Source organism: Haloarcula sp. CBA1115, from assembly GCF_000827835.1.
Lineage (GTDB): Archaea > Halobacteriota > Halobacteria > Halobacteriales > Haloarculaceae > Haloarcula > Haloarcula hispanica.
Genome location: NZ_CP010530.1, coordinates 134,902 through 160,015, shown reverse-complemented (window position 1 = coordinate 160,015; position 25,114 = coordinate 134,902). Strand labels below are relative to the sequence as shown.

The 25,114-nt window shown below is 63.4% G+C and carries 30 protein-coding genes and 1 pseudogene; 9 read left to right on the top strand and 22 right to left on the bottom strand.

Features of this window, described 5'->3' with window-relative positions; all coding sequences use genetic code 11:
* Window positions 1-131: 131 nt before the first annotated feature.
* The 8 genes from SG26_RS17770 to SG26_RS17735 form a co-directional block, all read right to left on the bottom strand.
* Window positions 132-1,556, bottom strand: a complete 1,425-nt coding sequence (locus SG26_RS17770; RefSeq protein ID WP_014031048.1) for an FAD-dependent oxidoreductase — start codon at window positions 1,554-1,556, stop codon at window positions 132-134.
* Between the two features lie 180 nt (window positions 1,557-1,736).
* Window positions 1,737-2,522 carry a sulfite exporter TauE/SafE family protein gene (locus tag SG26_RS17765; RefSeq protein ID WP_050038364.1) on the bottom strand — a complete coding sequence of 262 codons (786 nt, stop codon included), beginning with the start codon at window positions 2,520-2,522 and terminating at the stop codon, window positions 1,737-1,739.
* Window positions 2,523-2,672: 150 nt separating this feature from the next.
* The gene (locus SG26_RS17760; RefSeq protein ID WP_014031050.1) at window positions 2,673-3,029 is read right to left on the bottom strand and encodes a DsrE family protein; all 357 of its coding nucleotides are present in this window, start codon (window positions 3,027-3,029) and stop codon (window positions 2,673-2,675) included.
* Between the two features lie 141 nt (window positions 3,030-3,170).
* Window positions 3,171-3,530 carry a thioredoxin gene (gene trxA, locus SG26_RS17755; RefSeq protein WP_050038363.1) on the bottom strand — a complete coding sequence of 120 codons (360 nt, stop codon included), beginning with the start codon at window positions 3,528-3,530 and terminating at the stop codon, window positions 3,171-3,173.
* A 162-nt stretch (window positions 3,531-3,692) separates the two neighbouring features.
* Entirely contained in the window at window positions 3,693-4,097 is a 405-nt protein-coding gene (locus tag SG26_RS17750; RefSeq protein WP_014031052.1) for a helix-turn-helix domain-containing protein, read from the bottom strand.
* A 143-nt stretch (window positions 4,098-4,240) separates the two neighbouring features.
* Window positions 4,241-4,702, bottom strand: a complete 462-nt coding sequence (locus SG26_RS17745) for a YeeE/YedE family protein (protein WP_014031053.1) — start codon at window positions 4,700-4,702, stop codon at window positions 4,241-4,243.
* Between the two features lie 67 nt (window positions 4,703-4,769).
* Entirely contained in the window at window positions 4,770-5,261 is a 492-nt protein-coding gene (locus SG26_RS17740) for a YeeE/YedE family protein (protein WP_014031054.1), read from the bottom strand.
* A gap of 8 nt (window positions 5,262-5,269) precedes the next feature.
* On the bottom strand, window positions 5,270-6,511 hold the full coding sequence (locus SG26_RS17735; RefSeq protein WP_050038362.1) for an MBL fold metallo-hydrolase: 1,242 nt from the start codon (window positions 6,509-6,511) through the stop codon (window positions 5,270-5,272).
* Window positions 6,512-6,759: 248 nt separating this feature from the next.
* On the opposite strand from SG26_RS17735, the gene SG26_RS17730 reads away from it, so the two are divergent.
* Together SG26_RS17730 and SG26_RS17725 are read left to right on the top strand one after the other, a co-directional pair.
* Window positions 6,760-7,005: a sulfurtransferase TusA family protein gene (locus tag SG26_RS17730; RefSeq protein WP_014031056.1), complete on the top strand. Its 246-nt coding sequence runs from the start codon at window positions 6,760-6,762 to the stop codon at window positions 7,003-7,005.
* Between the two features lie 2 nt (window positions 7,006-7,007).
* Complete coding sequence (locus SG26_RS17725; RefSeq protein ID WP_050038361.1) at window positions 7,008-7,580, top strand: DsrE/DsrF/DrsH-like family protein; 573 nt, start codon at window positions 7,008-7,010, stop codon at window positions 7,578-7,580.
* A 36-nt stretch (window positions 7,581-7,616) separates the two neighbouring features.
* Here the strand turns inward: SG26_RS17725 and SG26_RS17720 are convergent, their stop codons facing one another.
* The 7 genes from SG26_RS17720 to trxA (SG26_RS17690) all read right to left on the bottom strand — a co-directional run bounded on the left by SG26_RS17720 (window position 7,617) and on the right by trxA (SG26_RS17690) (window position 12,610).
* Window positions 7,617-8,243, bottom strand: a complete 627-nt coding sequence (locus SG26_RS17720) for a DUF1641 domain-containing protein (RefSeq protein WP_014031058.1) — start codon at window positions 8,241-8,243, stop codon at window positions 7,617-7,619.
* A 2-nt stretch (window positions 8,244-8,245) separates the two neighbouring features.
* Window positions 8,246-9,391 (bottom strand): NAD(P)/FAD-dependent oxidoreductase, encoded by a 1,146-nt coding sequence (locus tag SG26_RS17715; protein ID WP_014031059.1) that lies wholly within the window; start codon window positions 9,389-9,391, stop codon window positions 8,246-8,248.
* Entirely contained in the window at window positions 9,388-9,624 is a 237-nt protein-coding gene (locus SG26_RS17710; protein WP_008311828.1) for a sulfurtransferase TusA family protein, read from the bottom strand. Before SG26_RS17710 ends, SG26_RS17715 begins: the two co-directional genes overlap by 4 nt.
* Before the next feature lie 147 nt (window positions 9,625-9,771).
* A complete protein-coding gene (locus tag SG26_RS17705) occupies window positions 9,772-10,365 on the bottom strand; it encodes a class I SAM-dependent methyltransferase (RefSeq protein WP_014031061.1) in 594 nt (197 codons plus the stop codon).
* A 2-nt stretch (window positions 10,366-10,367) separates the two neighbouring features.
* Window positions 10,368-10,586 (bottom strand): DUF2892 domain-containing protein, encoded by a 219-nt coding sequence (locus tag SG26_RS17700; protein WP_050038360.1) that lies wholly within the window; start codon window positions 10,584-10,586, stop codon window positions 10,368-10,370.
* 94 nt (window positions 10,587-10,680) lie between these two features.
* Window positions 10,681-11,931 carry a M20 family metallopeptidase gene (locus tag SG26_RS17695; RefSeq protein WP_050038359.1) on the bottom strand — a complete coding sequence of 417 codons (1,251 nt, stop codon included), beginning with the start codon at window positions 11,929-11,931 and terminating at the stop codon, window positions 10,681-10,683.
* Between the two features lie 265 nt (window positions 11,932-12,196).
* A complete protein-coding gene (gene trxA, locus SG26_RS17690; protein WP_014031063.1) occupies window positions 12,197-12,610 on the bottom strand; it encodes a thioredoxin in 414 nt (137 codons plus the stop codon).
* A gap of 455 nt (window positions 12,611-13,065) precedes the next feature.
* Between trxA (SG26_RS17690) and SG26_RS17685 the strand changes: the two genes are divergently transcribed.
* Both SG26_RS17685 and SG26_RS17680 read left to right on the top strand, forming a co-directional pair.
* Entirely contained in the window at window positions 13,066-13,506 is a 441-nt protein-coding gene (locus tag SG26_RS17685; RefSeq protein WP_014031064.1) for a DUF302 domain-containing protein, read from the top strand.
* Window position 13,507: 1 nt separating this feature from the next.
* Window positions 13,508-14,068 (top strand): class I SAM-dependent methyltransferase, encoded by a 561-nt coding sequence (locus SG26_RS17680; RefSeq protein ID WP_050038358.1) that lies wholly within the window; start codon window positions 13,508-13,510, stop codon window positions 14,066-14,068.
* A 91-nt stretch (window positions 14,069-14,159) separates the two neighbouring features.
* On the opposite strand, the gene SG26_RS17675 is transcribed toward SG26_RS17680, so the two are convergent.
* The 7 genes and pseudogenes from SG26_RS17675 to SG26_RS17645 all read right to left on the bottom strand — a co-directional run bounded on the left by SG26_RS17675 (window position 14,160) and on the right by SG26_RS17645 (window position 19,461).
* Window positions 14,160-14,849: an urease accessory protein UreF gene (locus tag SG26_RS17675; protein ID WP_014031066.1), complete on the bottom strand. Its 690-nt coding sequence runs from the start codon at window positions 14,847-14,849 to the stop codon at window positions 14,160-14,162.
* A complete protein-coding gene (locus SG26_RS17670) occupies window positions 14,846-15,427 on the bottom strand; it encodes an urease accessory protein UreE (RefSeq protein ID WP_050038357.1) in 582 nt (193 codons plus the stop codon). The genes SG26_RS17675 and SG26_RS17670 overlap by 4 nt, the downstream gene beginning before the upstream one ends.
* Window positions 15,427-16,325, bottom strand: a pseudogene (locus SG26_RS17665) (urease accessory protein UreD). Before SG26_RS17665 ends, SG26_RS17670 begins: the two are co-directional and overlap by 1 nt.
* Entirely contained in the window at window positions 16,325-16,948 is a 624-nt protein-coding gene (gene ureG / locus SG26_RS17660) for an urease accessory protein UreG (RefSeq protein ID WP_050038356.1), read from the bottom strand. The pseudogene SG26_RS17665 and the gene ureG overlap by 1 nt, the downstream one beginning before the upstream one ends.
* Window positions 16,945-17,358 (bottom strand): urease subunit gamma, encoded by a 414-nt coding sequence (locus SG26_RS17655; RefSeq protein WP_050038355.1) that lies wholly within the window; start codon window positions 17,356-17,358, stop codon window positions 16,945-16,947. The genes ureG and SG26_RS17655 overlap by 4 nt, the downstream gene beginning before the upstream one ends.
* Complete coding sequence (gene ureC / locus SG26_RS17650) at window positions 17,355-19,061, bottom strand: urease subunit alpha (protein WP_050038354.1); 1,707 nt, start codon at window positions 19,059-19,061, stop codon at window positions 17,355-17,357. The genes SG26_RS17655 and ureC overlap by 4 nt, the downstream gene beginning before the upstream one ends.
* Window positions 19,003-19,461 carry an urease subunit beta gene (locus SG26_RS17645; RefSeq protein ID WP_050038353.1) on the bottom strand — a complete coding sequence of 153 codons (459 nt, stop codon included), beginning with the start codon at window positions 19,459-19,461 and terminating at the stop codon, window positions 19,003-19,005. Before SG26_RS17645 ends, ureC begins: the two co-directional genes overlap by 59 nt.
* Before the next feature lie 633 nt (window positions 19,462-20,094).
* On the opposite strand from SG26_RS17645, the gene SG26_RS17640 reads away from it, so the two are divergent.
* The 5 genes from SG26_RS17640 to SG26_RS17620 are packed head-to-tail and all read left to right on the top strand — an operon-like array spanning window position 20,095 to window position 25,002.
* A complete protein-coding gene (locus tag SG26_RS17640; protein ID WP_050038352.1) occupies window positions 20,095-21,402 on the top strand; it encodes an urea ABC transporter substrate-binding protein in 1,308 nt (435 codons plus the stop codon).
* 2 nt (window positions 21,403-21,404) lie between these two features.
* Entirely contained in the window at window positions 21,405-22,343 is a 939-nt protein-coding gene (urtB, locus tag SG26_RS17635; protein ID WP_014031074.1) for an urea ABC transporter, permease protein UrtB, read from the top strand.
* Window positions 22,344-23,498 carry an urea ABC transporter, permease protein UrtC gene (gene urtC / locus SG26_RS17630; protein WP_050038351.1) on the top strand — a complete coding sequence of 385 codons (1,155 nt, stop codon included), beginning with the start codon at window positions 22,344-22,346 and terminating at the stop codon, window positions 23,496-23,498.
* Window positions 23,498-24,304 (top strand): ABC transporter ATP-binding protein, encoded by an 807-nt coding sequence (locus tag SG26_RS17625; protein WP_050038350.1) that lies wholly within the window; start codon window positions 23,498-23,500, stop codon window positions 24,302-24,304. Before urtC ends, SG26_RS17625 begins: the two co-directional genes overlap by 1 nt.
* On the top strand, window positions 24,304-25,002 hold the full coding sequence (locus SG26_RS17620; protein ID WP_050038349.1) for an ABC transporter ATP-binding protein: 699 nt from the start codon (window positions 24,304-24,306) through the stop codon (window positions 25,000-25,002). Before SG26_RS17625 ends, SG26_RS17620 begins: the two co-directional genes overlap by 1 nt.
* Window positions 25,003-25,114: the final 112 nt, after the last annotated feature.

Genomic DNA, 25,114 nt, shown 5'->3' with positions numbered 1-25,114 from the left:
CTGGGTTTCCACATCTCGTTGCCGATTCCGCCAGGCGTGCGCCTGCAGACGGTGACCGGGCGGCCCTTTGCCCCGGAGTGATTGGCTATCGTTGGGCCGCTCCTCTCGAAAAGCCGTCTACCGTACCGCTCTCAATCCAGTTGTCCGTTGAGCACTTTGGCGGCGACCAGCACCGGGTCCCAGACGGGGCTGAACGGCGGTGCGTACGCCAGGTCCAGTCGTTCGAGCTCGTCGATGGTCATGTCCGCCTCGATGGCCGTCGCAAGCGTGTCGATACGTATCGCCGCCCGGTCTGCCCCGACGATTGCGCCGCCCAGCAGGCGACCGCTCTCCCGGTCGGCGACGAGCGTCACGTCGGTATCGTCGCCGCCGGGGTAGTACCCCGACCGAGAACCAGCCGTGACTGTCTTCGACACCGGGTCGAAGCCGGCGGCGCTGGCCTGTTCGTGGTCGAGGAGGCCGACGCGACCGCATTCGAGGTCGAACGCTTTGACGACGGCCGTTCCGGCGATGTCGCCGACGGGCGACGGGTCGCCCGCCACAGTCTGTCCGATCCCGCGACCGGCCCGGTTTGCGGTCAGTCCGAGCGGGACCCAGTCGGGCTCGCCGGTAACGGCGTGGGTGTCCTCGGCGCAGTCTCCGGCGGCGTAGACGCCGTCAACGCTCGTCGCACCGTACTCGTCGACCGCTATCGCACCGGAGGCCCCGAGTTCGACCGGTGTGTCTTCGACGAGGGCGGTGTTCGGCTTGATGCCGATACCGACAAGCGCGAGGTCCACATCGGTATTGCCGTCGCCGTGTACAACCGACGCGACGCGCCCGCCTTCGTCGCCGACGAGTTCCTCGACGGCGGTGTTCAGATGCAGTGTCACGCCCTGTTCCCGGAGGTGATCGGCAACGCGCTCGCCCACTGCTTCCCCGAACGGCGGCAGGAGGTGGCCTGACCGCTGGAAGAGGTGCGTTTCGACATCGTGGGCCCGGAACGCTTCGGCCATTTCCACGCCGACGTAGCCGCCGCCGACGATAGCGACTCGCTCCGGTGGCTCCCAGTCGGCGTACTTCTCGACGAGTGCTGTATCGACGTACTCGATGCTCGTGTCGACGGTAGAGTCGCCGGGTTCGGACAGCGCAGCGCGGACCGCGGCGGCCGAATCGAGCCCGTGCATCGTGAACGCGCCGTCGAGTTCCGCCCCCGGTATCGGCCCGGTCACCGCGTGTGCGCCCGTCGCGACCAGCAGGTCGCCGTATGGCTGGCTGAACGTCTCGCCGTCTTGTGCGACGGTGACCGTTTCTGCGTCGGTGTCGACGCCGACGACTTCGTGGTTCCGGCGGAGGTCGATACCGCGCTCAGACGCCTGCTCGGGCGACAGCGAGAGAAGGTCCGTCAGCCGCTCGACGGTCCCCTTCACGTAATACGGCGTCCCGCAGTGGGCATAGGATACCCACTCGCCTTTCTCGAAGACGATCACGTCACGGTCCGGTGCCTCTCGGGTGAACTTGCTCGCGGCGCTCAGTCCGGCCGCGTCGCCACCGATGACTACGAACGGGTCCGTCATACAGACCCTCGTATCGCTGCGGTACTAATGATTGCGTGAGGTTCGGGTAACTGCGTGGGCTACTGGAAGCGATTGTGTTCGGGACGGATTCGAACCAGCCAGTCGGTCTGTCCCCCCTCCAAGGTCGACCGTCACCACCATCTACGGCTGAACGTGGTTGAGGACATGCTGAGCCAACTTTCACACGACTCCAAGGCCACTGGCGACCAGTCTGAAGCCGATAATCGATAGTAAGGCTAGCACGGCGGCTCGACGGACCCGGTCACTGACAGCGGTTCTGAGTCGCTTCCCGACTGCGACACCGGCAACGGCCGGCACGGCTGCGAGAACGGACGTTCCAGCGACAACCGCGTTGGGATAGAGCCCGAAGACGCCGGCAAAAGCGACCCGCGTGACGCTGAGTCCCAGAAACACCAGCGCGACGACGCCGACGAACACGCTGTGCGAGAGGTCGAAACTCCGGAGATACGCGACGAGCTGGACGCCGACGTTCGTTCCGCCGAACAGCGCCCCCGAAACGCCGCCGATGCCGACCATCGCAAGCGGTGTCTTCCCGAGGTCGCTGTTGCCCACTGACACCCATCCGGGAAGCGGCACCCGCTGCTGGGCGGTCGCCACAAACCCCAGGGTCAGCAGACCGAGTCCGATACGGAGTGGCGCTTCCGGGAGCCTGTCGAGTACAGCCATCCCGACAACAGTCCCGACAAGCGCCGCAGCGATAAGCGGTCCGAACCGCTGGCTACAGGTACGCAGTTCACGCCGTGAGAGGTCCCGAACCAGTGAAACGTTCACCGCGAGAATGGGGAGAATCATGAACACGACGGCTGTCGCCGGGTCGATGACCGTCGCAAGCGCCATCGTCCCGACGACGGCGAAGCCGAAGCCAGCAAGCCCGTTTGTCGCCCCGGCGACGAGGACGATAGCCGTCACTATCACGACCATCGTCCACGAGACTGGCAGAATCATATGGTATCAGGGTCCTGTGCGACGCCCACAGCGGCCCGTAACCGACTTCGGGCTGGGCAGTGGTTCTTGTGAAGTAATCACACGGCCCTGGATAAAGCCGCGTCGTGTTTCACTACAGTGGGGTCGAACGTGACCGCCCCGCTGTCGGGATCAGAACGTGATAACTTCGTAGTCGTCGTCGACGAGCGAGCGAATGCTCGGGTGGCCGTCGTGCTCGTCCAGCGTGACGAGTCCGGAGTCGGCGACGGCGTCTTCGACGCCGAATGCACCGGAACAGTAGTCACAGACGGCCGTATCCTCTTTGACGGTCTGGTACAGTTCATGGTAGTCGCTGTCCTCGTCTTCGAGTTCCGGAATCCACTGTGTTCCGGCCCCGTCGAAGATGAGTTCGAGGTCGTCCTCGTCGTTTTCCGCGAACTCCGTTGCTGCTTCGAGGCCGTTTGCGAGTCGGCCGAGATTCTCGTGTCCCTCTGTCCCTGCGAGGATGATGACGGCTGCTTTCGTCATTACGTGGCGTAATAGCGCTCTCGCTAATATATTATGAGTGGGTGCGTGCGACGGCGCTGAACTCGCACCAAGTGTTTATTAACCAGTGCCACCCGGGCAGTGAATAAGTCGATATACGGGGTGTCGTCTACAGATATGGCCTTATTCAGCGTAGGATTCGATGAGCGATCGGAGCGCTTCTTCTCCTTCGAGGCCGACGACTTCCTCTACTTGCTCGCCATCGGCGAACAGGATGAGTGTTGGAACGCCACGGACGCCGTAGGACTGTGCGAGTTGCTGGTTAGCGTCGACATCGACTTTGGCGACGGTCGCGGTGGTCTCTGCGGCCAGCGTCTCGACGATCGGTTCGAGCATCTGGCACGGGCCACACCAGTCGGCATAGAAGTCCGTGAGGACGACGTCGTGCTTGTCGACGACATCGTCGAGATGGTCCGTTCCGTCGATGTGAAGCGGTTCGTCCGTCGCGGTCGTCTCGGCGTCGGATGCAGTATCGGTTGCCATCAATAGACTGTACGCGGCAGCGACAAATAAGAGTTTGCACAAAATATACAATACTATGAAATACTATAATGAGCCAGAAGTAGTGAGACATTTTAACGCTTCACAAGTAGAAATCGGCTCGGCTCGTGAGCGACAGAGTGTAATAGAGAGAAGACGGCGGCGTTAGCTTTCGACAGTCGGGGCCGAGGACTCGGACTGTTCGTACTTGTTCTCGAACTCCTGAATCAGTTGGCCCATCTTCGCGTACCAGTCGTTGAGCATGCGCTGCATCTCGTCTGCTATCTGGGACGGGTCCGTCGGCGAGTAGACGTGGTAGTAGCCGCCCTGGTCGTAGTTGATCTGGTCTTTCTCGATAAAGCCCGTCTGGAGGAGTCGCTGGACGGCGCGATACGCGGTCGAGCGCTCGCGGTCGACTGCCTCGGCGAGTTCGTCGACGGTCAGTGGTTCCTCGGCCTCGACGAGCGCCCGAAAGCACTCCTTGTCGAGTTCTTTGAGTCCGTGGAAGCATTCCAACAGCCCCTCACACTGCATATCCCGGCGGAGTTGTTCAGACATCGAATCTGGCATCGTTATCACCTCTCTGTAGTTACTACCCAGATATAAGACTTGTGTACGGTTCGCACAAATGCACGCACGATCCGGCAAAAACTGCCCTCGGATGGGTGGTCAAGGCCGTTCACCTCACAGCCGACACACATGCCTGCGAACTGTTAGTCTGCGCCCGTCGCGGCTGTATCGCTGGTCTCGCTCCGGGTTCGCCAGTAGCCTTGGAGATATGCGCCGAGAAACATCCCGGCGAGCGCCCAGAGGATGGTGACGTTGCCGATACCGAGGCTCGCGTAGGCGGCCCCCGGACAGATACCGGACAGTCCCCACCCGACGCCGAAGATGGCACCGCCGACCAGAACGTTCCGGTCGAAGGACTTCAGACGCCGTTCGAAGGTGTCGCCGGTCAGCGGCGCGCGGCCGAGGAGGCGGGGTCCGAGAACGAAGGCCACCCCTGTCACGGCAGCGCCGCCGAACATCACGAACACCAGCCCGAAGTCCTCGAACTGGAGGAAATCCAGAACGACTTCCGGGCGCGCCATGTGGCTGTACGCGAGTCCGAACCCGAAGATGAGCCCGCCGACGAGAATCAGCGGCATGAACGCGGGGTGGCGGTCGTCACTCATGTGTCGTTCCCTCCGGCCGCTCCCGGTCGCTCGCTTCGAGACTCTCGTTCCGCTCGTGTCTCGCAGCTCACGGACTCACCCCCAGTGCCGAAACCAGTTGTGCAGTGATGATGGCGACGGCGAGGAACGTCAGGACGCCGGCTATCGACGTTTTCGACGCGGAGCCGACGCCACAGACGCCGTGGCCTGACGTACAGCCCTTGCCGACGCGCGTCCCGATACCGACGAATACCCCGCCGAGGAGGAGTCGCCACGGCTGGACGTCCGTGGTCCACGCGCCGCCCTGATAGACGACCGCGTACACGGCCGCCCCGAGGATAATGCCGAGCGTGAACACGACACGCCAGTCACGGGAGCTGACATACTGCTGGAACCGGGACCGGTCCGAGACGTACGACAGCGTCGACTCCAGAAACGTGCTCGCGCCGGCGCTGATGCCGGTTCCGAGGTAGATGACGACAGTCCCAAGCCCCACCAGCAAGCCACCGACGGCGTAGCGACTGATGCCGTTCGGAAACAGTTCGGCGGTTGCCTGCAGTGGGAGTGCCTCAATCACCATTGGCGTCGTTAGTCACCCGCAAGGGATTCCTGGCTAGCGGCGCAGTTATTCGGCCCGAGTTCCAGCGTGAACGCTTCCTCGTCGTCGACGGCGTTCTGCCCGAGGTTCGTCGCGATGATCTCCTCGTAGTTGGCCGGCCGCGGCGGCATATCCGAGAGGACGAGCTCGACGAACGCGTCCTCGTCCATGGTGAGCGCGTCCATCTCTTCGACGAGCGCACTGATTGGGGCGGTAAATGTACTGTCCTCTGCGGGTTCGGCCGCGTCGCTGAAGTGCGCGCCGCCGATAAGCGTGCCATCAGGCAGTGTTAGCACACGCTCTTGAAGGGACTCGTAGAGCATACGCGCGGCTTCGGGCGCGCCCTCGTCGCCCTCTTCGAGGTCGGGGCGAGCGACGCTCTCGATGAAGAGCCCGTCACCGGTCGCGAGCAGGCTCCCGTCGACGAGATAGGAGGTCATCCCGGTCGTGTGGCCGGGCGTGGAGACTGTCTCGATAGTCGCGTCGCCGACCTGAAACGTGTCGCCGTCTTCGGCAGTCGTCAGGTCGTCGGTGTCCTGCCGAGCTTGCGAGGCAGGGCCCGTGGAGCCTTGCTCCGCGGCGTAGGTGACGCCGCGGTCGACGGCGGCCTCTGGAATGACGCCCTCGACGCCTTCTGCGTCGAGGTCGCGAACGCCGGAGATGTGGTCGGCGTGGATGTGCGTATCGAGTGCATACTTGAGTTCGACACCGAGTTCAGCGGCGTCATCGAGATACCGGTCGGTGAACGCCCGCAGCGGGTCGATGATGGCGGCTTCGCCGTCGTCGTAAAGGAGATAGGCCAGACAGCCGGAGGACGGGCGCTGGTACTGCAGGAGTGTGCCGGCGCCGTCGTAGCGTTCGACCTCGACGGCCTCGTAGATGCTCGCCCACCCGTTCATGCCGTCTTCGAGATGGTTGACGTCGTAGCCGTGTTCTGCGAGCGTGCCCGCGACGTACTCGCTTGCGCCGCCTTTCGCACACAGGACGGTCACTTCGTGGTCGTCGGGGATCTGAGCGAGGACGTCGCCGTCGATGTCGTCCTCAAGGAACTCGAAGTACGGGATGTTGAGCGAGGTGACGTTTTCGCCGTCGATGCGCCACTCGTCGTAGTCTGATTGCATACGCGCGTCGAGAAGCGTCACGTCTTCACCAGCGTCAATGCGGTCTTTGAGCGATTCCGGATCGGTCGTTTCCACGTCGACGTCTGGCGTCGGAAAGTCGTCAGCGTTCATTTTGTGCACTCGTTTCTACCGGGCGGACGCACAAAAGCATTTGCATAGTAATCCACATTCTAAACAATACTATCGGCCAAACAGACCCACGAGTAAATAAAATATGGCCTGAATTAGCATAATAGGGCATTTGAGGCCGGAAATTAGGTGAGTAGTTGTTTGCTAAACTCACAAGAATCGACAATCTTTTACTTGACCGGGCGGTATTGTGCGTTAGCTCCAAGACAACTCAACGGAGCGAATAACCAATGAACGCTGAATTCGATATCGCGGAGACGCTCGACGTGAAAGGTGCATCGTGTCCCATGCCAGTGGTGAAGACGAAGTCGGCTACCGACGACCTCGCCGAGGGTGACGTCCTCGAAGTACTAGCGACCGACCCGGGCAGCATGAGCGACATCGACGGTTGGGCGGCCGGTACTGAGGGCGTCGAACTCGTCGACCAGGAGGAGGGCGACGACGTGTACAAGCACTACGTCCGCAAGACGGAGTAACGATGAGCACGGACACACCAGACGCGGCGTCCGACGACACGCCCTCGCGTGCGGAGCTGGCCGCCCGCGTCGACGAACTGGAAGACGCGCTCGCGGAGGCCACGAGCGAGGACGACACGAAGAAGATGAGCATCATTGCGACGAAGGGCACGCTCGACATGGCGTACCCCCCGCTCATCCTCGCCAGCACCGCCGCTGCGTTCGGGTACGAGGTGACTGTCTTCCACACGTTCTGGGGGCTAGACATCCTCCACGAGGAACGCTCGAAGAACCTCAAACTGAGCTCCGTCGGGAATCCGAATATGCCGATGCCGAACGCGGTCGCCGCGATTCCCGGCATGGACCGCGTAACGACGAAGATGATGGAAAAGCGCATCGCGAACAACGACACCGCGACGATTGAGGAGCTGCTGGAGACGAGCCTCGATATGGGCGTGGAGTTCCAGGCCTGCCAGATGACCATCGACCTGATGGATTACGACGAGGCCGACTTCTACGACGGCGTTACCACCGGTGTCGGCGCTGCGACAGCGCTGCAGGACATGGCCGACGCCGACATCCAACTTCTTGTCTGAAACGACCAATCGCGCACAGCTAGCTGCGGCAGACAACTATTCTGTCTTTTCCTCGGCGCGCTCACGGCCGACTGCGCCGGCAAGCGCCAGCAAGTAGCCGAGCCCGTACTGAACGTCCGGGTCGCGTAGCCCGCGAAGCAGACCGACGGGACCGACCGGCTCGGCCGGTTCGCGCTCCGCTTCACCGAGGCCCGCCAGTAGCGTCTCGATACCGTCGCGGGTGTCGTCGTCTGCTGCCGTCTGTGCGACTTCGCCGAGCGCGGCACCGGTACCGGCCAGCGACGTGACCATCTCGTCGTCGAGCGCGGCGGTCGCCAGCGAGCCGACTTCGGCGAGTTCGGCCAGTTCGTCGAGCGTGCCGCTTCGCTGGAGCGCGAGCAGGGTTTCCAGCGCGTCCTGCAACTCATCGCCGTTCTCACCGACGGTCTCGGCCAGGGAGACGGTCTCGTCGGTCGCAAGCCCGTCTGCAGACTCGGCAAGGGTCGAGCCGGTGGCCGAGAGCTCACGCACCATCTCATCGGAGAGCGCACTCTCGCCGAGCGAGAGCACGTCCAGCAACTCGTTGACGGCGTCGAGGTGTTCGACGAACTCCGCGACGGCCTCGGGATTCTGCTGGATTGCCGCTTCGAGGTCGGTCTGCTCGGAAACCTCTTCTCCGGACATGGTCAGAGCAACCCCCGTGCGGTGAGCCAGTAGGACTCGTTGTACGCCAGCTTCGACCAGTGGAGTTTCTCCGAGGGCGGCGCCGGCGACGGCTGGTTCTCGTAGTCGAACTCGACGAACGACGCCGCGTCCATCCCCGTTTCGATGAAACACAGCGTCTTCCCGTCGTAGGTCGCTGTTGCCGGACGGCCGCGGATTTCACTGGCGAGGCGCTGCCCGACGACGCCGGCCTGGTAGTGGGCGACGCTCCCAGCGTTCGGGACGCCGGTATCGGCGGTATCGCCGAGCGCGTAGACGTTCTCGGCGGCTTCGGCTTCGAGCGTGTGCTTGTCGACGTCGACCCACCCGTCGTCGCCGAGCCCCGCCTCTTCGATGAGGTCGATACCGCCGTGGGGCGGAATCGTCACGAGGAGGTCGTAGTCGAGGTCGGTCCCCTCCATCGAGGTGAGCGTCTCCGAATCCGGGTCGACTTCCTCGGCGTTGAAGAACGTCTCGACCTCGATGCCGCGTTCGTCCATAATCGGTCGGGCCCATTCGGCGATATGGGGGTTGCCGTGGACGCGCTGGATCGGGTATGTGTAGGTGATGTCGACGTCGTCGCGGAGCCCGCGCTCGCGGAGCCAGTCGTCGGCCATGAAGACGAACTCCAGTGGTGCCGCCGGGCACATGTGGGGCGACCCGATGACGCTCAACACGAGGTGCCCCTCGGTGAACCCAAGCAGTTCGTCACGGAGGGCGGTCGAGCCCGACTCGCTGTAGTAATCGTGCCCACCGTCCGCGAGGCCGGGTATCCGTTCGGGCTCTAGCGTCGACCCGGTCGCCAGCACGAGGTAGTCGTAGTCGACTGCCGGAGCGGTGCCGTTGAACCGCAGTCGCTGGGCTTCGGTGTCGATTGCGGTCACGCGGTCGATTCGAAGGTCGACGGCGTCGTCGACGAGCTCGTCGAGCGGTCGCCGACCGTCTGCCGGTTCGCGTTGTCCGAACGGCACGTACAGCCAGACCGGCTTATATACGTGGTCAGGTCCGTCGTTGATCAGCGTGATTCGGACGTCGTCGGCGGCAAGCTCGACGTCCAGTCGGTCGGCGAGGTCGTTCGCGAGGACGGTGCCACCGGTCCCACCACCGACGATGACGACGTGCTCGGTCATGCTTTCTCCACGTAGAACGCGTTGTGGTCGTCGAGCTCCTCGATAGCGAGCAGTTCGTTGCCGGCCTCTTCGGCCCACTCCGGAACGTCGGTGAGCGACTGGTCGGTGTCGCTCAGGAGCCGAACCACGTCACCGGCTTCGGCATCTCGGATCTGTCCGATGAGGTCCATCAGCGGACCGGGACAGGCCGCGCCTCGGGCGTCGACGGTTTCGTCGGGTTCGATGTCAGTCATGGGAGTCTCACAGGAGGTAGTTGGAGCTCACCTGTATTAGTATTGTGCGTAAATTCCAAGATTATGAAAACAGATGAGTCCGGCGCAGTGGAGCAAGCGTATCGATCGTACGGCGAGTACGGAACCGCCGGGAGCGCGCCGCTATCTCTATCGGGTGAACACGAGGGCGTAGTGGTACGGCGGCAGTTCGACCTGCCGCTCAAGCGTGAACTCCGACGCCGAGAGCACCGCATCCTCGGTTGCCGCTGGGGGCATCCGAAGCCCCGTCGGCGGCCCTCGCGGTTCGCCCGCAACGGTCGTGGTTTCGCGCGGACGGTCGTGCCAGTTCACGACGAGTAGGCTCCCGCCAGCCTCAATCGCCCGGAAGGCCTGTCGGATAAAGCCGGACTGGTCGTCGACGCCGTGCAACGTGTTTGCTATCATGAGCGTGTCGACGCGGGCAGTGAGCGCCGAAGGCAGGTTCCGAGCATCGCCGTGGATTGGGACGACGTTCTCGATCTCCTGTTGGTCGGCGAGATCTTCGAGTTCGTCGAGGAGGGCCGCATCCAGATCGAGCGCGTACACCGGCTCGGGCTCGACGATGCGGGCGGCTGGGAGCGCAAAGTACCCGCTTCCACAGCCGACCTCGGCGACCGACTCGCCGGACGCGACACCGAGTGTCCGGAGCGTCGCGCCGGGCGTCGGCCAGAGTTTGCCCCACCAGTCCCAGTCGGGCTGGCCGGTGTTCTGGAACCGGTCCATCCCTAGCGGGAACCCGACGTGTCGATACCCAGCAGTCGGTACAGGAGGCACATCCGGACGAGGCCAGTCGCGACGAGGACGACACCAAGCAGTGTCGCGACCGCGCCGACCGTCGTTCCGAAGCCCAGCAGACCGCCGAGCGTCGCCAGTCCAGCAACTGCCAGCACGAGGCCAACAGCGATGCGGGTCAGTCTATCCGAGGACCCAATATTGCGCTTCATATCCACAAATACACAATACAAGCACCTAAGTCTTACTCGATGCACGGCGGCCACCAGAGCAGTCGCGCCGACAAAATCACACCGCAACGGACTGCTACGGTGCTGTCTGTGACGCCCACACTGCCGGCAGTCTCGTGTAGACGGCTGCATTGTCGACGAGCACATCGACCGGGACGTACTCGTCGGGGGTGTGGACGGTATCGGTCCCGAGCGCAAACTCGACGGTCGGAATGCCCGCGTTCCGGAGCGTCTTGGCATCGCCGCCGCCCGTGGCACTCCGTCGGAAGACGCGTTCACCTGTGACGTCCGCCGCCGTCGACGTGACCGCTTCGACGAGCGGGCTGTCGGACTCCTCGGCAGTCCCGACGCTCCAGGAGACATCGGTAATCGTAATCCCCTCACAGTCGGTGACACAGGACCGGATCTCCGAGAGCACGTCGGGCGTCTCCACCCCGGCGGTCAGTCGGATATCGATTTCGGCGCGGGCGGACTGCGGGACGCTGTTTATCGCATCGCCGCCTTCGAGAACACCGAGGTTGATAGAGGGGTACCGGAACAGATCACGAGCGACATCCTCGCCCAGCGACGGGGCGTAGTATTCGACCGACTCGTCGACGATCGGTTCCACTTCGGGGGCGATATCGAGTCGTCTAGAACCAAAGCGGTCCCGCAGCGTCTCGACGGCGTCGTAGAGTCGGTCGACCGCGTTGATGCCCAGCATCGGCCGGGAACCGTGGGCCCCCTCGCCGCTGGCTTCGAGTGTCAACCAGATGCTGCCCCGGTCAGCAACCGTGACGGAATGCCGGCCCGCCTCGCAGGTCGGTTCGCCGATCACGCACGCGTCCGCGTCGAGTTTCCCGGACTCCAACAGTGCGGGAAGGCCGGCGTCACCGCCCACTTCCTCGTCGCTCACGAAGGCAAACAGGAGCGTGACAGGCGGTTCAGCGTCGGTTGCGGCGAAAGCCTGGATGGCAAGCAGCATCGATGCCACGGCACCTTTCATATCGGTCGCGCCGCGGCCGTACACGCGGTCGTCGACGCGCTCGCCGAGCGGAGCGTGAGTCCATGCGTCGGCCTCGAAGGGCACCGTATCGAGATGCCCGTTGTACAGCAGCGTTCGGTCCGACTCACCGGGAATCCCAACGAGGAGGTTCGGCTTCGCCGGGTCGACTGCGAACCGCTTGACGTCGACCGGCAGCGGGTCGAGGAATCCCTCGATCTCGGTCACAATCGCACGCGTATCCCCGGGCGGGTTCGACGTGTCTATCGCCAGGAGGTCGAGGGCGAGTGTGACCAGTTCCTCGCGGCGGTCTCGAACGTAGGTGAGGGGAACAGCGGGACTCATGTGTGGCCGAATATACCGTTAACGTCCTTTGCTGTCGTCCAGGCCGTTTCTGGGTGGGTGAAAACCAACGTCATATCTTATAATAGAATCAGTGTGCGCAAAAGTATTTCGCAGATATTACAATACTGTGTAGTATTATACGTGGAGCCCGGCCGTGGAGAGAAACGACTACAGAACGGAGTCCAGATGAACCGCTACGAGTCCCCCACGCTTGTAAGACGGGATTTGCCTCCGTTTCTCTCAGGGAAACTCGCTACCGCCCGAATCACGCGTACTTTTCGATTACGGCACGCAGTTGTGATTCGTCCTGCATTCCGACGAGTCGCTCGACCGGCTCCCCGTCGGCAAACAGAAGCAGCGTCGGGACTCCCCGAACGCCGTACTCGGCGGCGAGCTCCTGGTTCGCGTCGACGTCGATTTTCGCCACTGTCGCGGCGGTCTCGGCCGCGACGGTTTCGACGACGGGTTCGAGCATTTGGCACGGCCCACACCAGTCGGCGTAGAAGTCGACCAGAACCACGTCGTGATCGGTAGTCGTGTCGGACAACTCGGCTTTTCCATCGACCGTAATCGGCTCAGAGGGGTCTCCTGATTCAGATTCGTTGGTACTACCCGACTCACCCCGGGTACGAAGCTCGTCCAGTTTTTGTCGTCTGATCTCCTCTAGCTCGTCAGTCATCACTCCGACATTCGGACCGGATCGACTTATTTGTTTTGTACACCCTTTGCAATACTGGGTTGCACTGCGGGAGTCTATACGAAAGTCAAGAGTGTGATCTGACCAGCAGTCGATTCTCACCCTCGGCGTCACAGCCGTCGGTTCTCTCAAACGGTAACCGGGGCCGGCCAGTCTCATATATGACAACAAGTCGGTGTGGCCTATCGTGTGGGGTTCACAGGTAGAATTGCCTCAGTACCCGTGGAAGTGGTCGGTAATGGCGTACTTTACTAGCCATTTGATAGCCACATCGATTCCGACGTACCACATAACAAGACATACTCCGCCGACGAGCTACGGTTGCAATATCGACGAGTGGCGACCCCACTTCTCGATCCGGTACTCGAAAATTCTCTCCGTCCTTTCGACACCGTATCCGAAGAGACTTTGCTCTGTAGGCACAATACAACACACGAATGGTACTCCCAATCGACCCGAGCCAGATCGACCCCGAAGACATCGGCGAACAACAGGCGACGCTCGAAATGAGCCACGAAGACGCCATCGAACACGTCCGAGACGTGTTCACCGACGCCGGGTTCGGTGTCCCCGTCGAGTTCTCGCCCTCCGAAATGCTCAACGAGAAGATCGATGCGGACCGTGACCCCTACTACGTGTTGGGGGCCTGTAACCCCGAAGTCGCTGACCGCGCTCTCGATGCGACAGACAACAAACTCGGTGCGCTCATGGCCTGTAACGTCGTCATTTGGGAAGAAGAACCCGGACAACAGCGCGTCTATCACGTCTCGATTATGCGAATCGCCCGCCTCGTCGGGATGGCTCCCGACAACGAGGAGATGGCGGACATCGTCGCCGACACCGGCGAAATCGTCGACGAGGCGTTCCGGAACCTCTAACATGGGGTATCACACGTTCGACGCCGGCCGGGCCGACAAACTCGAAGACGCCCAGCAACGGTACCGCTCACTCTCTGCAGAAGAGTTGCACTGGGCGCTCTCACCCGAGAGTGACGAGACGGTCACGGACCTCGGGAGCGGGACCGGGTTCTACACCGACGACATCGCACCGGCCGTCGAATCAGTGTACGCTGTCGACATTCAGGAAGCGATGCACGACTACTATCGGGAGAAAGGCGTCCCTGACAACGTCGACCTCGTGACGAGTGCGGTCGACGACCTCCCGTTCGATACCGGCAGTCTCGACGGGGCGTTCTCGACGATGACGTACCACGAATTCGCTAGCGACGGGGCGCTGAACGAGGTCGCACGGGTGCTCAACTCAGGCGGGACGTTCGCCATCGCCGATTGGGCGGCCTCCGGCAGTGGTCGCAACGGCCCGCCCGTCGACGAGCGGTTTTCCGCTACTGAGGCAACGGACGCGCTCCGCCAGCACGGATTCACAATCGAGTTCGAGGCGGTGCGACCGGAGACGTTCCTGCTCGTTGCGAGTGCCGAATAACAGAACTGGCTACCGGTCACGTCATTTCTGCTCTGGCCGAGTGCAACTCGGACCCTCCGGGTCAAGGGATTCCGCCGTCGTGGGTCGGCCGTTAACTGGCGAACAGCCGCCGCTCCGCACGTTCGTGCTCGGCGGCCAGCACATCCACCAGCGGTGCGAACGGTGTCATCTCGTCTATCCCCTGATCCGCGCTATCGTCGACTGCGGCCGTCATCACCGGCTGTAGGTCATCCAGGATTCGCTGGGCGTCCGTGTGGCCGAGCGAGAGGAGGCGCTGGGCTGCCCCCAACAGTCCGGTGACGAACCCGTGACAGCACAGCAAGCAGGCGTCACGGACAGCCACATCGGCCAGGGCTGTCGCAACGCCGAGCACCACGGCGTAGTTGCCGGGCGCTTCGTCGGCGTCGACGCGTTCGGCGTAGCGGTCCAGCAGCGCCTCCTCACACAGTTCTGTCTGAAGCGAGAGCAGTCGGTCGCCGGACTGCTGGGCGCTCTCGCGGAACTCCGCGGCCAGCGTCACGGCCGAAAGCCGCCGGTCGGCCCGACAGACCGCTTCGAAATTCCCATCGGCTGCGGCGGCGTGTGCAGCCCGGAGCGCGACGAGTTCGGCGGGTCCGACTTGCTGGCGGAGGTACGTCGACAGGAGCGCTTCGAGGTCTGCCGCGTCTTCGACCCGGTCGTCCTGAATGAACTGTTCCAGTCCGTAGGAGACGGTGTAGGTCCCGACCGGGAGGAACGAGTCCGCGAGCCGGAACGATTCGAGCGCTGCGGCGTCGCTCATTGGTCGCCCCCATCGATAGTCCGGACGCCGTGGTCGTGGGCGTGGCCGCCGCCGTGACTGTGGCCGCCGCCGTCGTGCATGCCGGTACCGTCGCGGTGCGTGTGGTCAACCCCTTCATCATCGAACGTCGTCGGCGGAACGTGTTCGTACCGCGTCGGCACGTCTGCGGGCAGCAGTTCTGCGACAGTCGTCTCCATCCGTTCCTTCGAGTCGGTCACGGGGAACAGGGTCTCTCGGTCGCGGACCGCGAGGTTCCAGTGTCTGTTCCCGACTGCGTGACCGAGTTCCAGCGCCGCGGTCGGTGAAACATCGCTGTCGGCGAAATCGAGCACGAGGGCCTCGATGGCGGCGAGTTCGACGACGACGAGTGTGCCGTCTTCAGCTTCCAGCACGTCGCCGTCAGCGAGGTCGCGGGCGACCACGATACCGAGGTCACAGCCGTCTGTCGTCTCAGTGCGGACTCGCGAGCGTTGGCGTTCGGTGTCAGAGAGCACAACCGTCGCGTGGTCCGACGTAGCGACGGCCCCGGCGGTGGCATCGTCGTCGCGGTGACCGAGATAGGTGTCTGCGACCAGCATCAGTACTTCCTCCCGGACGGCGCGGGCGCGTCCAGCAGTTCCTGTCTGGCGTGGTCCCAGGCCGCGTGGAGCGCCGCCTGGACGGTCTCGGCCCGGTCACCCAGAGCACGGACCGCAACGCCGGCCCCGTTGGGGAGTGCTGTCGCACCGGCCCGGGCCTCGTCGTCGGTGACGGCCGCATGTAGCGCGTCACTCAGTTCGGATTCGTCGTGGTCCGGCGCGAGGACGAACGTCGTCCCGTAGACGGTGAACTCGCCGAGAACGCCGGGTACTGTCGGGTACCTGTCTTCCGGCGTCAGATGAGTTGCGTCCTCGAACAAGAGTCCGTCAGGCCCGGTCCCGCGCACGCGGGAGAGATATCGCTCGAACTCGAAGCGCTCGCCCGAGCGAGGCGTCCAGGGACAACCACGTCACTGACGACGGCGGTTGCGCCGGGCGACAGGTCTACCGTCATCTCCTGCACGTATCTTGAATCGGCGTGGAGAATCGTCGGTTCGGGCACGTAATCCAGGTGGCCGCCGGCGCCGACGCTGAGGGTCGTGTCGGCGGCGGCGTAGTTGCACGTCATCGTCTGGACTTTCGTCGAACTCTGTGTCGAGACGTGCGCGACGGCCTCGTCTCCGACAGTTATCGACACGTCGTGGCGGTCGCCCTGTGCGACGCCGCCGGTCGGTGACTGGATGAAAACTGTGTCAGCGTCGGGATGTGGGTCGTGTCCCAGCGTTCCCGAGACGTGGAACGGGACCGTGGCGTAGTCGTGGACCAGGGTCGTCCCGTCGGCCGTCCGCTCGAAGGTCAGTTCGAGCACGCCGTCTTTCCCCGGCGACCCTACGGCGGCCTGTGGCACGGCCTCGGTCGCATACCCCTCGAACGCCGGATGGGGCGCGTCGGCGGCCATCAGGCGAACAGCACCCCCTCGCGGACGTGTGACAGCACCTCGTCGATGTTCGTCTCGTCCTTACAGTTGGTGAAGACGACCGGCCCGTCCCGGACCTCGTCGGCGTCCCGCTCCATCACGTCGAGGTCGACGCCGACGTGGGGCGCGAGGTCCGTCTTGTTGATGACGAGCAGGTCACAATCGACCACTCCCGGCCCGCGCTTTCGAGGGATGTCTTCCCCTTCCGCGACCGAGATGACGTACAGCGAGTAGTCGGCGAGTTCGGGGTTGAACGTCGCCGCGAGGTTGTCGCCGCCGCTCTCGACCAGCACCAGGTCAAGTTCCGGGTGGTCAGCCAGGAACGAGTCGATCTGCTGGAGGTTCATCGACGGGTCTTCACGGATGCCCGTATGTGGGCACGCCCCGGTCTCGACGCCGGCCACAAGGTCCTCGGGGACGACTCCGGCGAAGCGCTCGCGTAGCACGTCTGCGTCCTCCTGGGTGAGGATGTCGTTGGCGATGACGCCCACGTCCAGGCCCTGTTCGCGCAGTTTCGGGACGAGCGCGGTCAGCAGCGAGGTCTTTCCGGAGCCGACCGGGCCGCCGATACCGACCGTCGCCACGTCGCGGTGTGTGAGGCTCATTCGTCCCTGTCCGTTCGTTCGTCGCCGCTGTCGGTTGTAACGCCGTGACCGCCATCAGTCGCCGCCTCTGCCTCTTCCACATCATCGTCGGCTGACCCGACGCTGTCGGACCGGATCGGGTCGTGAACCGTGACCAGTTTCGTCCCGTCAGGGAAAACGGGTTCGACCTGAATCATGTCGATCATCTCCGGGACGCCGTCCATCACGTCCTCGCGGCCGAGCAGTTTCGACGCGCCGGAGCGGATTTCGGCGACCGACTGGCCGTCCCGTCCGCGCTCGATGCACCAGTCGCTGATGTAGGCGACGGCTTCGGGGTGGTTCAGCGGGACGCCGCGTTCCTTGCGCCGCCGCGCGACCTCTGCTGCGGTGAAGACCGTGAGTCGTTCCTGTTCTTTGGCTGTGAGTTTCATAGCATGTACCGCTGTGCGAGTGGGAGTTCGGAAGACGGTTCGCAGGTAACGTGGTCACCGTCGACCCGGACCTCGAAGGTCTCGGGGTCGACTTCGATGTCGTCGGGGCAGTAGCTGTTGTACACCATGTCGTCCTTGCCGGGCGTCCGTGCGCCCTCGATTGGCACGACGCGGGAGTCGAGCCCGTACTCCTCGTCGATGCCGGCCTCGGCGGCCGCCGGAGAGACGAACGACAGCGAAATGGCGTGCTTGGCTTTGCCGACCGCACCGGCGCGTTCGCGCTGGAGAATCGGCTCGCAGGTCATCAGTGACCCGTTGGCCTCGCCCATCTCCGAGTGGACCGGGAAGCCGCCCTTGAACGTCATCGCCGGCTTGACGCCGAAGAACGCAGGGTCCCACAGGCAGATATCGGCGAGCTTGCCGGGTTCGAGCGTTCCGACGTGCTTCTCGATGCCCGCGCTGATAGCTGGGTTGACGGTGTACTTCGCGATGTAGCGCTTGATGCGGTGGTTGTCCGCGCCGGTCCCCTCGTCCTCGGAGAGCGGGCCGCGCTGGGACTTCATCTTCGAGGCCGTCTGCCACGTCCGCGGGATGACTTCGGCCATCCGGCCCATCGCCTGCGAGTCGGAGGTCATCATCGATATCGCGCCCATGTCGTGAAGCACGTCCTCGGCGGCGATTGTCTCTGCGCGAACGCGGGACTCGGCGAAGGCCACGTCCTCCGGCACGTCGGGGTTGAGGTGATGACACACCATTACCATGTCCAGATGTTCATCGAACGTGTTGTCGGTGTAGGGCATCGAGGGGTTCGTCGACGACGGCAGCATGTTCGGCTCGCCGACCATCTCCATGATGTCCGGGGCGTGGCCGCCGCCCGCGCCCTCGATGTGGAACAGGTGCATGGTCCGGCCGTCGACGGCACCGAACGTGTTCTCGAGGAATCCGGCTTCGTTCAGCGTGTCCGTGTGCATACACACCTGCACGTCCTCGTCCTCGGCGACTTCGAGACAGGTGTTGATCGTCTCGGGCGTCGACCCCCAGTCTTCGTGGAGTTTCAGCCCGCAGGCACCGGCCTCGACCTGCTCGCGGAGCGGGCCGGGGTCGGAGGCGTTGCCCTTCCCGTAGAAGCCAACGTTGACCGGCCACGCTTCGGCGGCCTGCAGGAAGCGTTTGACGTTCTCTGGGCCGGTCGTGGTCGTCGTCGCGCCGCCGCCGTACCCGCCACCGAGCATTGTCGTGATACCGCCCGAGAGCGCGTGTTCGTGGAGCTGTGCGGAGTTGAAGTGGATGTGGATGTCGAGGCCGCCAGCGGTGGCAATCTTCCCCTCGGCGGGGTAGACGTCCGTCGACGGGCCGACGACCATGTCGACGCCGTCCATCGTGTCGGGGTTCCCGGCCTTCCCGATGCCGGCGATCTCGCCGTTCCGGATGCCGATGTCGGCGGCGACGATACCGAGAACGGGGTCGATTATCGTCGCGTTCGTCAGCACCCAGTCGAGCGCGCCCTCCGCCTGCGTGATGCCGGGAGCCATTCCCAGGCCGTCGCGGAGCGTCTTGCCGCCGCCGAACACCGCCTCGTCGCCGTGGGTCCGCAGGTCGTCCTCGACTTCGGCGAACAGTTCCGTGTCACCCAGGCGGACCTTGTCACCCGTCGTTGGCCCGTACAGCTCGGCGTAGTTCTCGCGGTCGATGTCGCGTGTCACTCCGCTCCCTCCTCGTCGCCGTCGGCCCGGTGTCCCGGAACCCGGCCGCCCGCATGCGTTCGACCGCGTCGCCCGTATCGCCGTCGACGCTCCCGTTGACAAGTCCGTTCATCCCGTGGGCGCGTCGCTTCCCACCGATTTCGACGAGTTCGACCGTTTGCTCGTCACCAGGTTCGAACCGGACAGCCGTGCCGGCAGGGATGTTCAGCCGCATCCCCATGGCCGCCTCGCGGTCGAACTCCAGGGCCGCATTAGCCTCGAAGAAGTGGAAGTGCGACCCGACTTGCGAGGGTCTGTCGCCCGTGTTCCCGACGGTCACCTCGGTCGTTTCCCGGCCCTCGTTCAGCGTCACTGTCCCTTCGTCCGGGATGACCTCGCCGGGAACGAGTCCGTCACTCATCGCGCCACCGCCCCGAGTATTTCTGACTGTTTGTCTATCATCTGTCCTTCTCTTTGAATACACATACTAAAATGATTGCTCTCTGCGCAAGTGACGCCTCTATATCGAGAACCGGATTAAATGCTAAAGTTTCGGCCCTACATAAAGGGGTTCGACTATCGAACTGTCCTACTTCCCGAAGCCAACACGACTCACGTCCAGTCTGCTGGCAGTGCCGACGATAGGTGGCTCCTGTAGCGCGGGCGAGAATATGACGGGCGATTTGGAGGGGCAAGAGCACAAAACTCGCCGACTGCGGCAAGACAAACCGCTGCGACGGAAAAATACCATTATTTTCTATTTTTGCCGCATTGACTAGAAACATGCTAAAATTACTAAATAATGCAAATTTGCACGCCAATTCTAGTGATTTCGATGCCTATTCGTCATATCCTTTGACGACCTTATACTCTCCAGACTGTATGGCGGACAATATAAGATAAGAGTGGTAAACCTTATTTTCCCCCTCCCGGACGGCAACACTGTGATCGAAATCATGGACGAACGTTCGGATATCACGAACAAAGGACGAGATATGAACAAGGAATGTGGGTATAATAGCTCCAACAACAATCAGAAACTGGTGGTGAAAGCATGAGTCGTCCGTCTGTCAGTCGTCGCCAGTTCCTCGGCGCGAGCGGGGCCGCACTCGTCACTGGCCTCGCCGGCTGTTCGGCCGGTGAAGGTGGAACTTCGACCGATACCGCGAGCAGCGCCGAGACACTCAAAATCGGCGTCCTCGAGGATCAGTCCGGGAACTTCGCCCTCGTTGGCGACCCGAAAGCAAAGGCGTCGATGCTCGCTATCGAGGAAATCAACGCCAACGGCGGTATCGACGGGAAGCAAATCGAGACGTTCCAGCGCGACCCACAGTCGGACAATCAGCGCTATCAGGAACTCACCCGAACGGCCATCAACGAGGAGAACGTCGACGCGCTGTGGGCCGGCTACTCCTCGGCAACCCGGGAGGCAATCCGCCCGATAATCGACCGCAACGAACAACTCTACTTCTACACCACCCAGTACGAAGGCGGTGTCTGTGACGAGTTCACCTTCGCGGTCGGCCCGACCGCGCGCCAGCAACTCGGCATCGTCCTCCCGTACCTGGTCGAGGAGTTCGGCCCGGACATCTACACTATCGCGGCTGACTACAACTTCGGCCAGCTCTCCGCGGACTGGGTGAAGGTGCTGGCCAACGAAAACGACGCGAACGTCCTCGGCGAGGAGTTCATCCCGCTGAGCGAGTCCTCCTTCGGGTCGACCATCAACCGGATTCAGGAGGCCGACCCGGACTTCGTGATGTCGATGCTCGTCGGGGCGAACCACACGTCGTTCTACGAGCAGAAGGCCTCGGCCGGGCTCGACGTGCCAATCGGTACCTCGACGGCGATGGCGCAGGGGTACGAGCACCGACGGCTCGATGCCCCGGCGATGGCCAACATCTACGCCGGCGTCAACTACATGGAGGAAGTTCCGACCGACAGCAACACGCGCGACGGTGGCTTCGTCGACCGGTACTTCGAGATGTACCCCGACGCCCCCTACCTCAACGAGGAGGCGGAGACCAACTACTTCTCGACGTATATGTACAAGAAAGCCGTCGAGCAGGCCGGGACCACCGAACAGCCGGAAGTCATCGACGCTCTGGAGTCGGGCATCGAACTCGGCACCGAGGAGGCACCTGAAGCACCGGAGGGTGAGACAATCCGTCTTGACGGCGCGACCCACCACGTCGACCACCACATGTGGATTATGCGCGCTGACGAGGACCACAACGTCGAAGCCGTCGAGAACCGAAAGATTCCGGAGACGTTCCTCTCGGAGACGGCCGGCTGTAACCTCCCAGAGAACCCGGAGCAGACCCAGTACACCCCGGTCGACTACTACGAGGAGGCCGAATAGGGATGGTAAACGGCATCAACCTCGCGTTACAGTTCCTCGACAGCTTCGCGTTCATCGTGCTCGCCGCGGCGGGGTTGGCCATCATCTTCGGGATAATGGGCGTCATCAATCTGGCCCACGGGGAGTTCATCCTCATCGGGGCCTACACCGCGACGCTGGCCGTGACGCAACTCGGCCTCCCGCTCGTCGTGGCGATGGTCGCCGGCGGCCTGGTCACCGGCCTGTTCGGGATTCTGACCGAGCGGGTCATCATCTCCGGGGCGTGGCCCAACTGGGTCAGCCAGCGGACCCTCGGCCGTGACATCATCGAGCCGCTGTACGACCGGCTGGCCGACTCGATGGTCGCCACGTTCGGGCTCAGCCTGATACTGACCCAGGGGACCCGAATCGCCTACGGCAACTCCATCGACGGCCTCTCGACGCCCTTTGGCCCCATCGAGTACGGTGCGTTCTCCTACTCGACGTACCGAATCGTCCTCGCCGGCGTCAGCATCGGGCTGCTCGTCGCCACCTACTACCTGTTCACCCGGACCGACTTCGGGATGCGCGCCCGGGCGACGATACAGGACAAGGAGACCGCACAGGCGATGGGCGTCAACACCGAGCGCATGTACATGCTGACGTTCGGCATCGGGTCGGCACTGGCGGGACTGACGGGCGCGCTCTTCGCGCCGGTCGTCACGATGCGGCCGACGCTCGGGGACCAGTTCCTCGTCGAGTCGTTCGTCGCCGTCGTGGTCGGGGGCCCGAGCGTCGTCCTCGGGACCGCGCTGTCGGGGGGCGTCCTCGGGGCGATACTGGCCGTGTTCTCGAACCTCTACGGGACGTTCATCGGCCGCATCGCGTTGCTCGTGGCCGCGCTCGTCGCGCTGCGGTTCCTCCCCGACGGCATCACCGGGTTCATCGAACAACTACGGAAACGGAGACAGGAGAGCGAGTAAATGTCGACAGACACTGCACACGGCGAGGCGAACAGTTCGCTCCCGAGTCGGCTCCGCAGTCGGTTCGAGGGGCCGAACACCATCGGCGACTCGCGGGGGTTCTGGGTCGGCTTCCTCGTCGCCGTCGCGGCGCTTGCGGTCTACCCGCTGTTCGGCGACGGGTCCCAGCTGTCGCTGTTCATGGTACTGGCCCTGCTGGGGCTCTCGCTGTCGGTCGTCTGGGGCTACTCGGGCGTGCTGAGCTTCGGCCAGGTCGTCTTCTTCGGCATCGGGGCCTACACGTTCGGCGTCGTCTCGATCAACTATGCGACCCCGGGCGGTATCACGGCTGCTGTCATCGCCGGCATCGTCGGCGGTGGCGTCAGCGCGGCGATACTGGGCTACTTCATGTTCTACGGCGGGGTGCGCGACGTCTACGTGACCATCATCACGCTCGTCTCGACAATCGTGCTGCACACGTTCATGGCCCAGACCGCCGGGTCCGAGTGGGCCATCGGCGAGGCGGCGCTGGGCGGCTTCAACGGGATGCCGGACATCCCCCTGTTGACCCTCGGCGTCGGCGGGGCGTCCTACCAGTTCATCTACAACCCGTTCCCGATGCGGATAATCGGCATCGGGGCGGTCGAGATCAGCCCGTTCTACTACCTCGTGCTGACGTTGCTGGTCGGGGCGTACCTCGGGCTGCGCGCCCTGGTCAACTCGGACTACGGCCGCGTGATGGTCGCCGTCCGCGAGGACGAGGACCGGACCGAGATGTTCGGCTACAACGTGACCCGCGTCAAGTTCGTCGTGTTCACGCTCGGGGGCGCGCTGGCGGGCCTTTCCGGCGTGCTGTACGCCGCACGGAACGTCTACATCGATCCGACCGTGTTCTCGCTGCTGTTCGCGACGCTGCCGGTCATCTGGGTGAGCCTCGGCGGCCGAAAGAGCCTGCTCGGGGCCGTCGTCGCCACGCTGGGCGTCGAATACCTCCGCATCTCGATGGCCGGAGAGCTGGCGCTGGTCCTGCTGGGGTCCCTGTTGCTGGTGACGATTCTGGTGCTCCCCGGCGGGTTCGTCCCGTGGGTCCACCAGCAGATCGTCGAAGCCCGGCTCGGTCCGGGCGAGGCCGGCGGGGCTGACGCACCCGACGCGTCGAGTGAGGTGAGTGACTAATGAGTGATACTGAAACCGAATCCGACATCGATTCGCTCGGACCGAACGTCCGACAGACCGCCGCGGAACTGGCAACGGGTGACAGAACGGAGACGCTGCTGCAGACCGACGGGCTCGTGAAGCAGTTCGGCGGGTTCACCGCCACGGACGACGTTGACTTCTCGGTCGCCGAGGAGGAGCTACGCTGTCTCATCGGTCCCAACGGCGCCGGTAAGTCGACGTTGCTGAACCTGATTACCGGCTCGTACGAGGCCACTGACGGCAGTATCTACTACAACGGTCACGACATCACCGATCTCGACCCACACGAGCGGGTCTCACGCGGGATCAGTATGAAATTCCAGGTCCCGTCCGTCTACGGTGACCTGAGCGTCAGAGAGAACGTTAGGCTTCCCGTTCAGCAGTTCGCCGACGGGGAGGAGCGACGGCGGCTGGTCGCCGAGGCCATCGAGGCCGCGGGGCTCACCGGCTACGAGGACGTCGATGCCGGCCAACTCTCGCACGGTCAGCAACAGCAACTGGAGATCGGGATGGCCGCCGCGCTCGAACCCGACCTCCTCCTGTTGGACGAGCCGGTCGCCGGCCTCGACGTGGCCGAGCGCGAAGCCATCGCTGAGCGGATCACCCGGCTCAACGAGGAGCAAGGCATCGCCTTCGTCGTCATCGAACACGACACCGACTTCGTCGCGAACATCGCCGAAGAAGTGACTGTGCTGCACAACGGCGAGGTGTTCCGTGAAGGGCCAATCGAGGAGATAGAGTCGGACCCCGAGGTCCAGCGGATATATCTGGGGGGTGAGTCGTGATGCTCGAACTCGACGAGGTTTCTGCAGCCTACGACACAACGCCGATACTGCGGGATGTGGACCTCTCCGTCGAGGAGGGAGAAATCGTCGGGGTGATGGGGAAAAACGGCGTCGGCAAGACGACGCTCCTGAAGACGGTGATGGGCTTGCTGGAGCCCAGCAACGGGGCCATCCGGTACAACGGCACCGACCTGACGACTACCTCGGCCGACGAGCGCGCACGGGCCGGCATCGGCTACATACCGCAGGGCCGGGACGTGTTCCCCAAGCTAACCGTCGAGCAGAACATCAAGATGGGCGAGACCATCCGGTCGGACAGCGACGAGACGCTGTACGACCAGATATACGAGTACTTCCCGGTCCTCGAAGAGCGGGCCAGTCAGGAGGCTGGGACGCTCTCGGGCGGACAACAGCAGATGCTTGCCATCGGCCGGGCACTGGTCTCGAACCCCGACCTGCTCCTGCTTGACGAACCGAGCGAGGGCATCCAGCCATCTATCGTTGACCAAATCAGCCAGGACATGCAGACGATTAACGAGGACCTCGGGACGACGATTCTGTTCGTCGAGCAGAACCTCGGGGTCATCCGCGAGATGGCCGACCGCTGTTACGCGATGGAGCGTGGGACGGTCGTCGATGAACTCGGTCCGTCGACAATCGCCGACGAGGACGCGATTGCGGAGTACCTCGCGGTCTGAGGCGGATTACGGGATTTTCGCGCCAGGTGGCTGGTGTGCTGGCAGTCGATACGGACTGCTGTGGCATAGTCGGCATACGGGCCCGGCTGTTGTCTATCTGATAACTTCATAA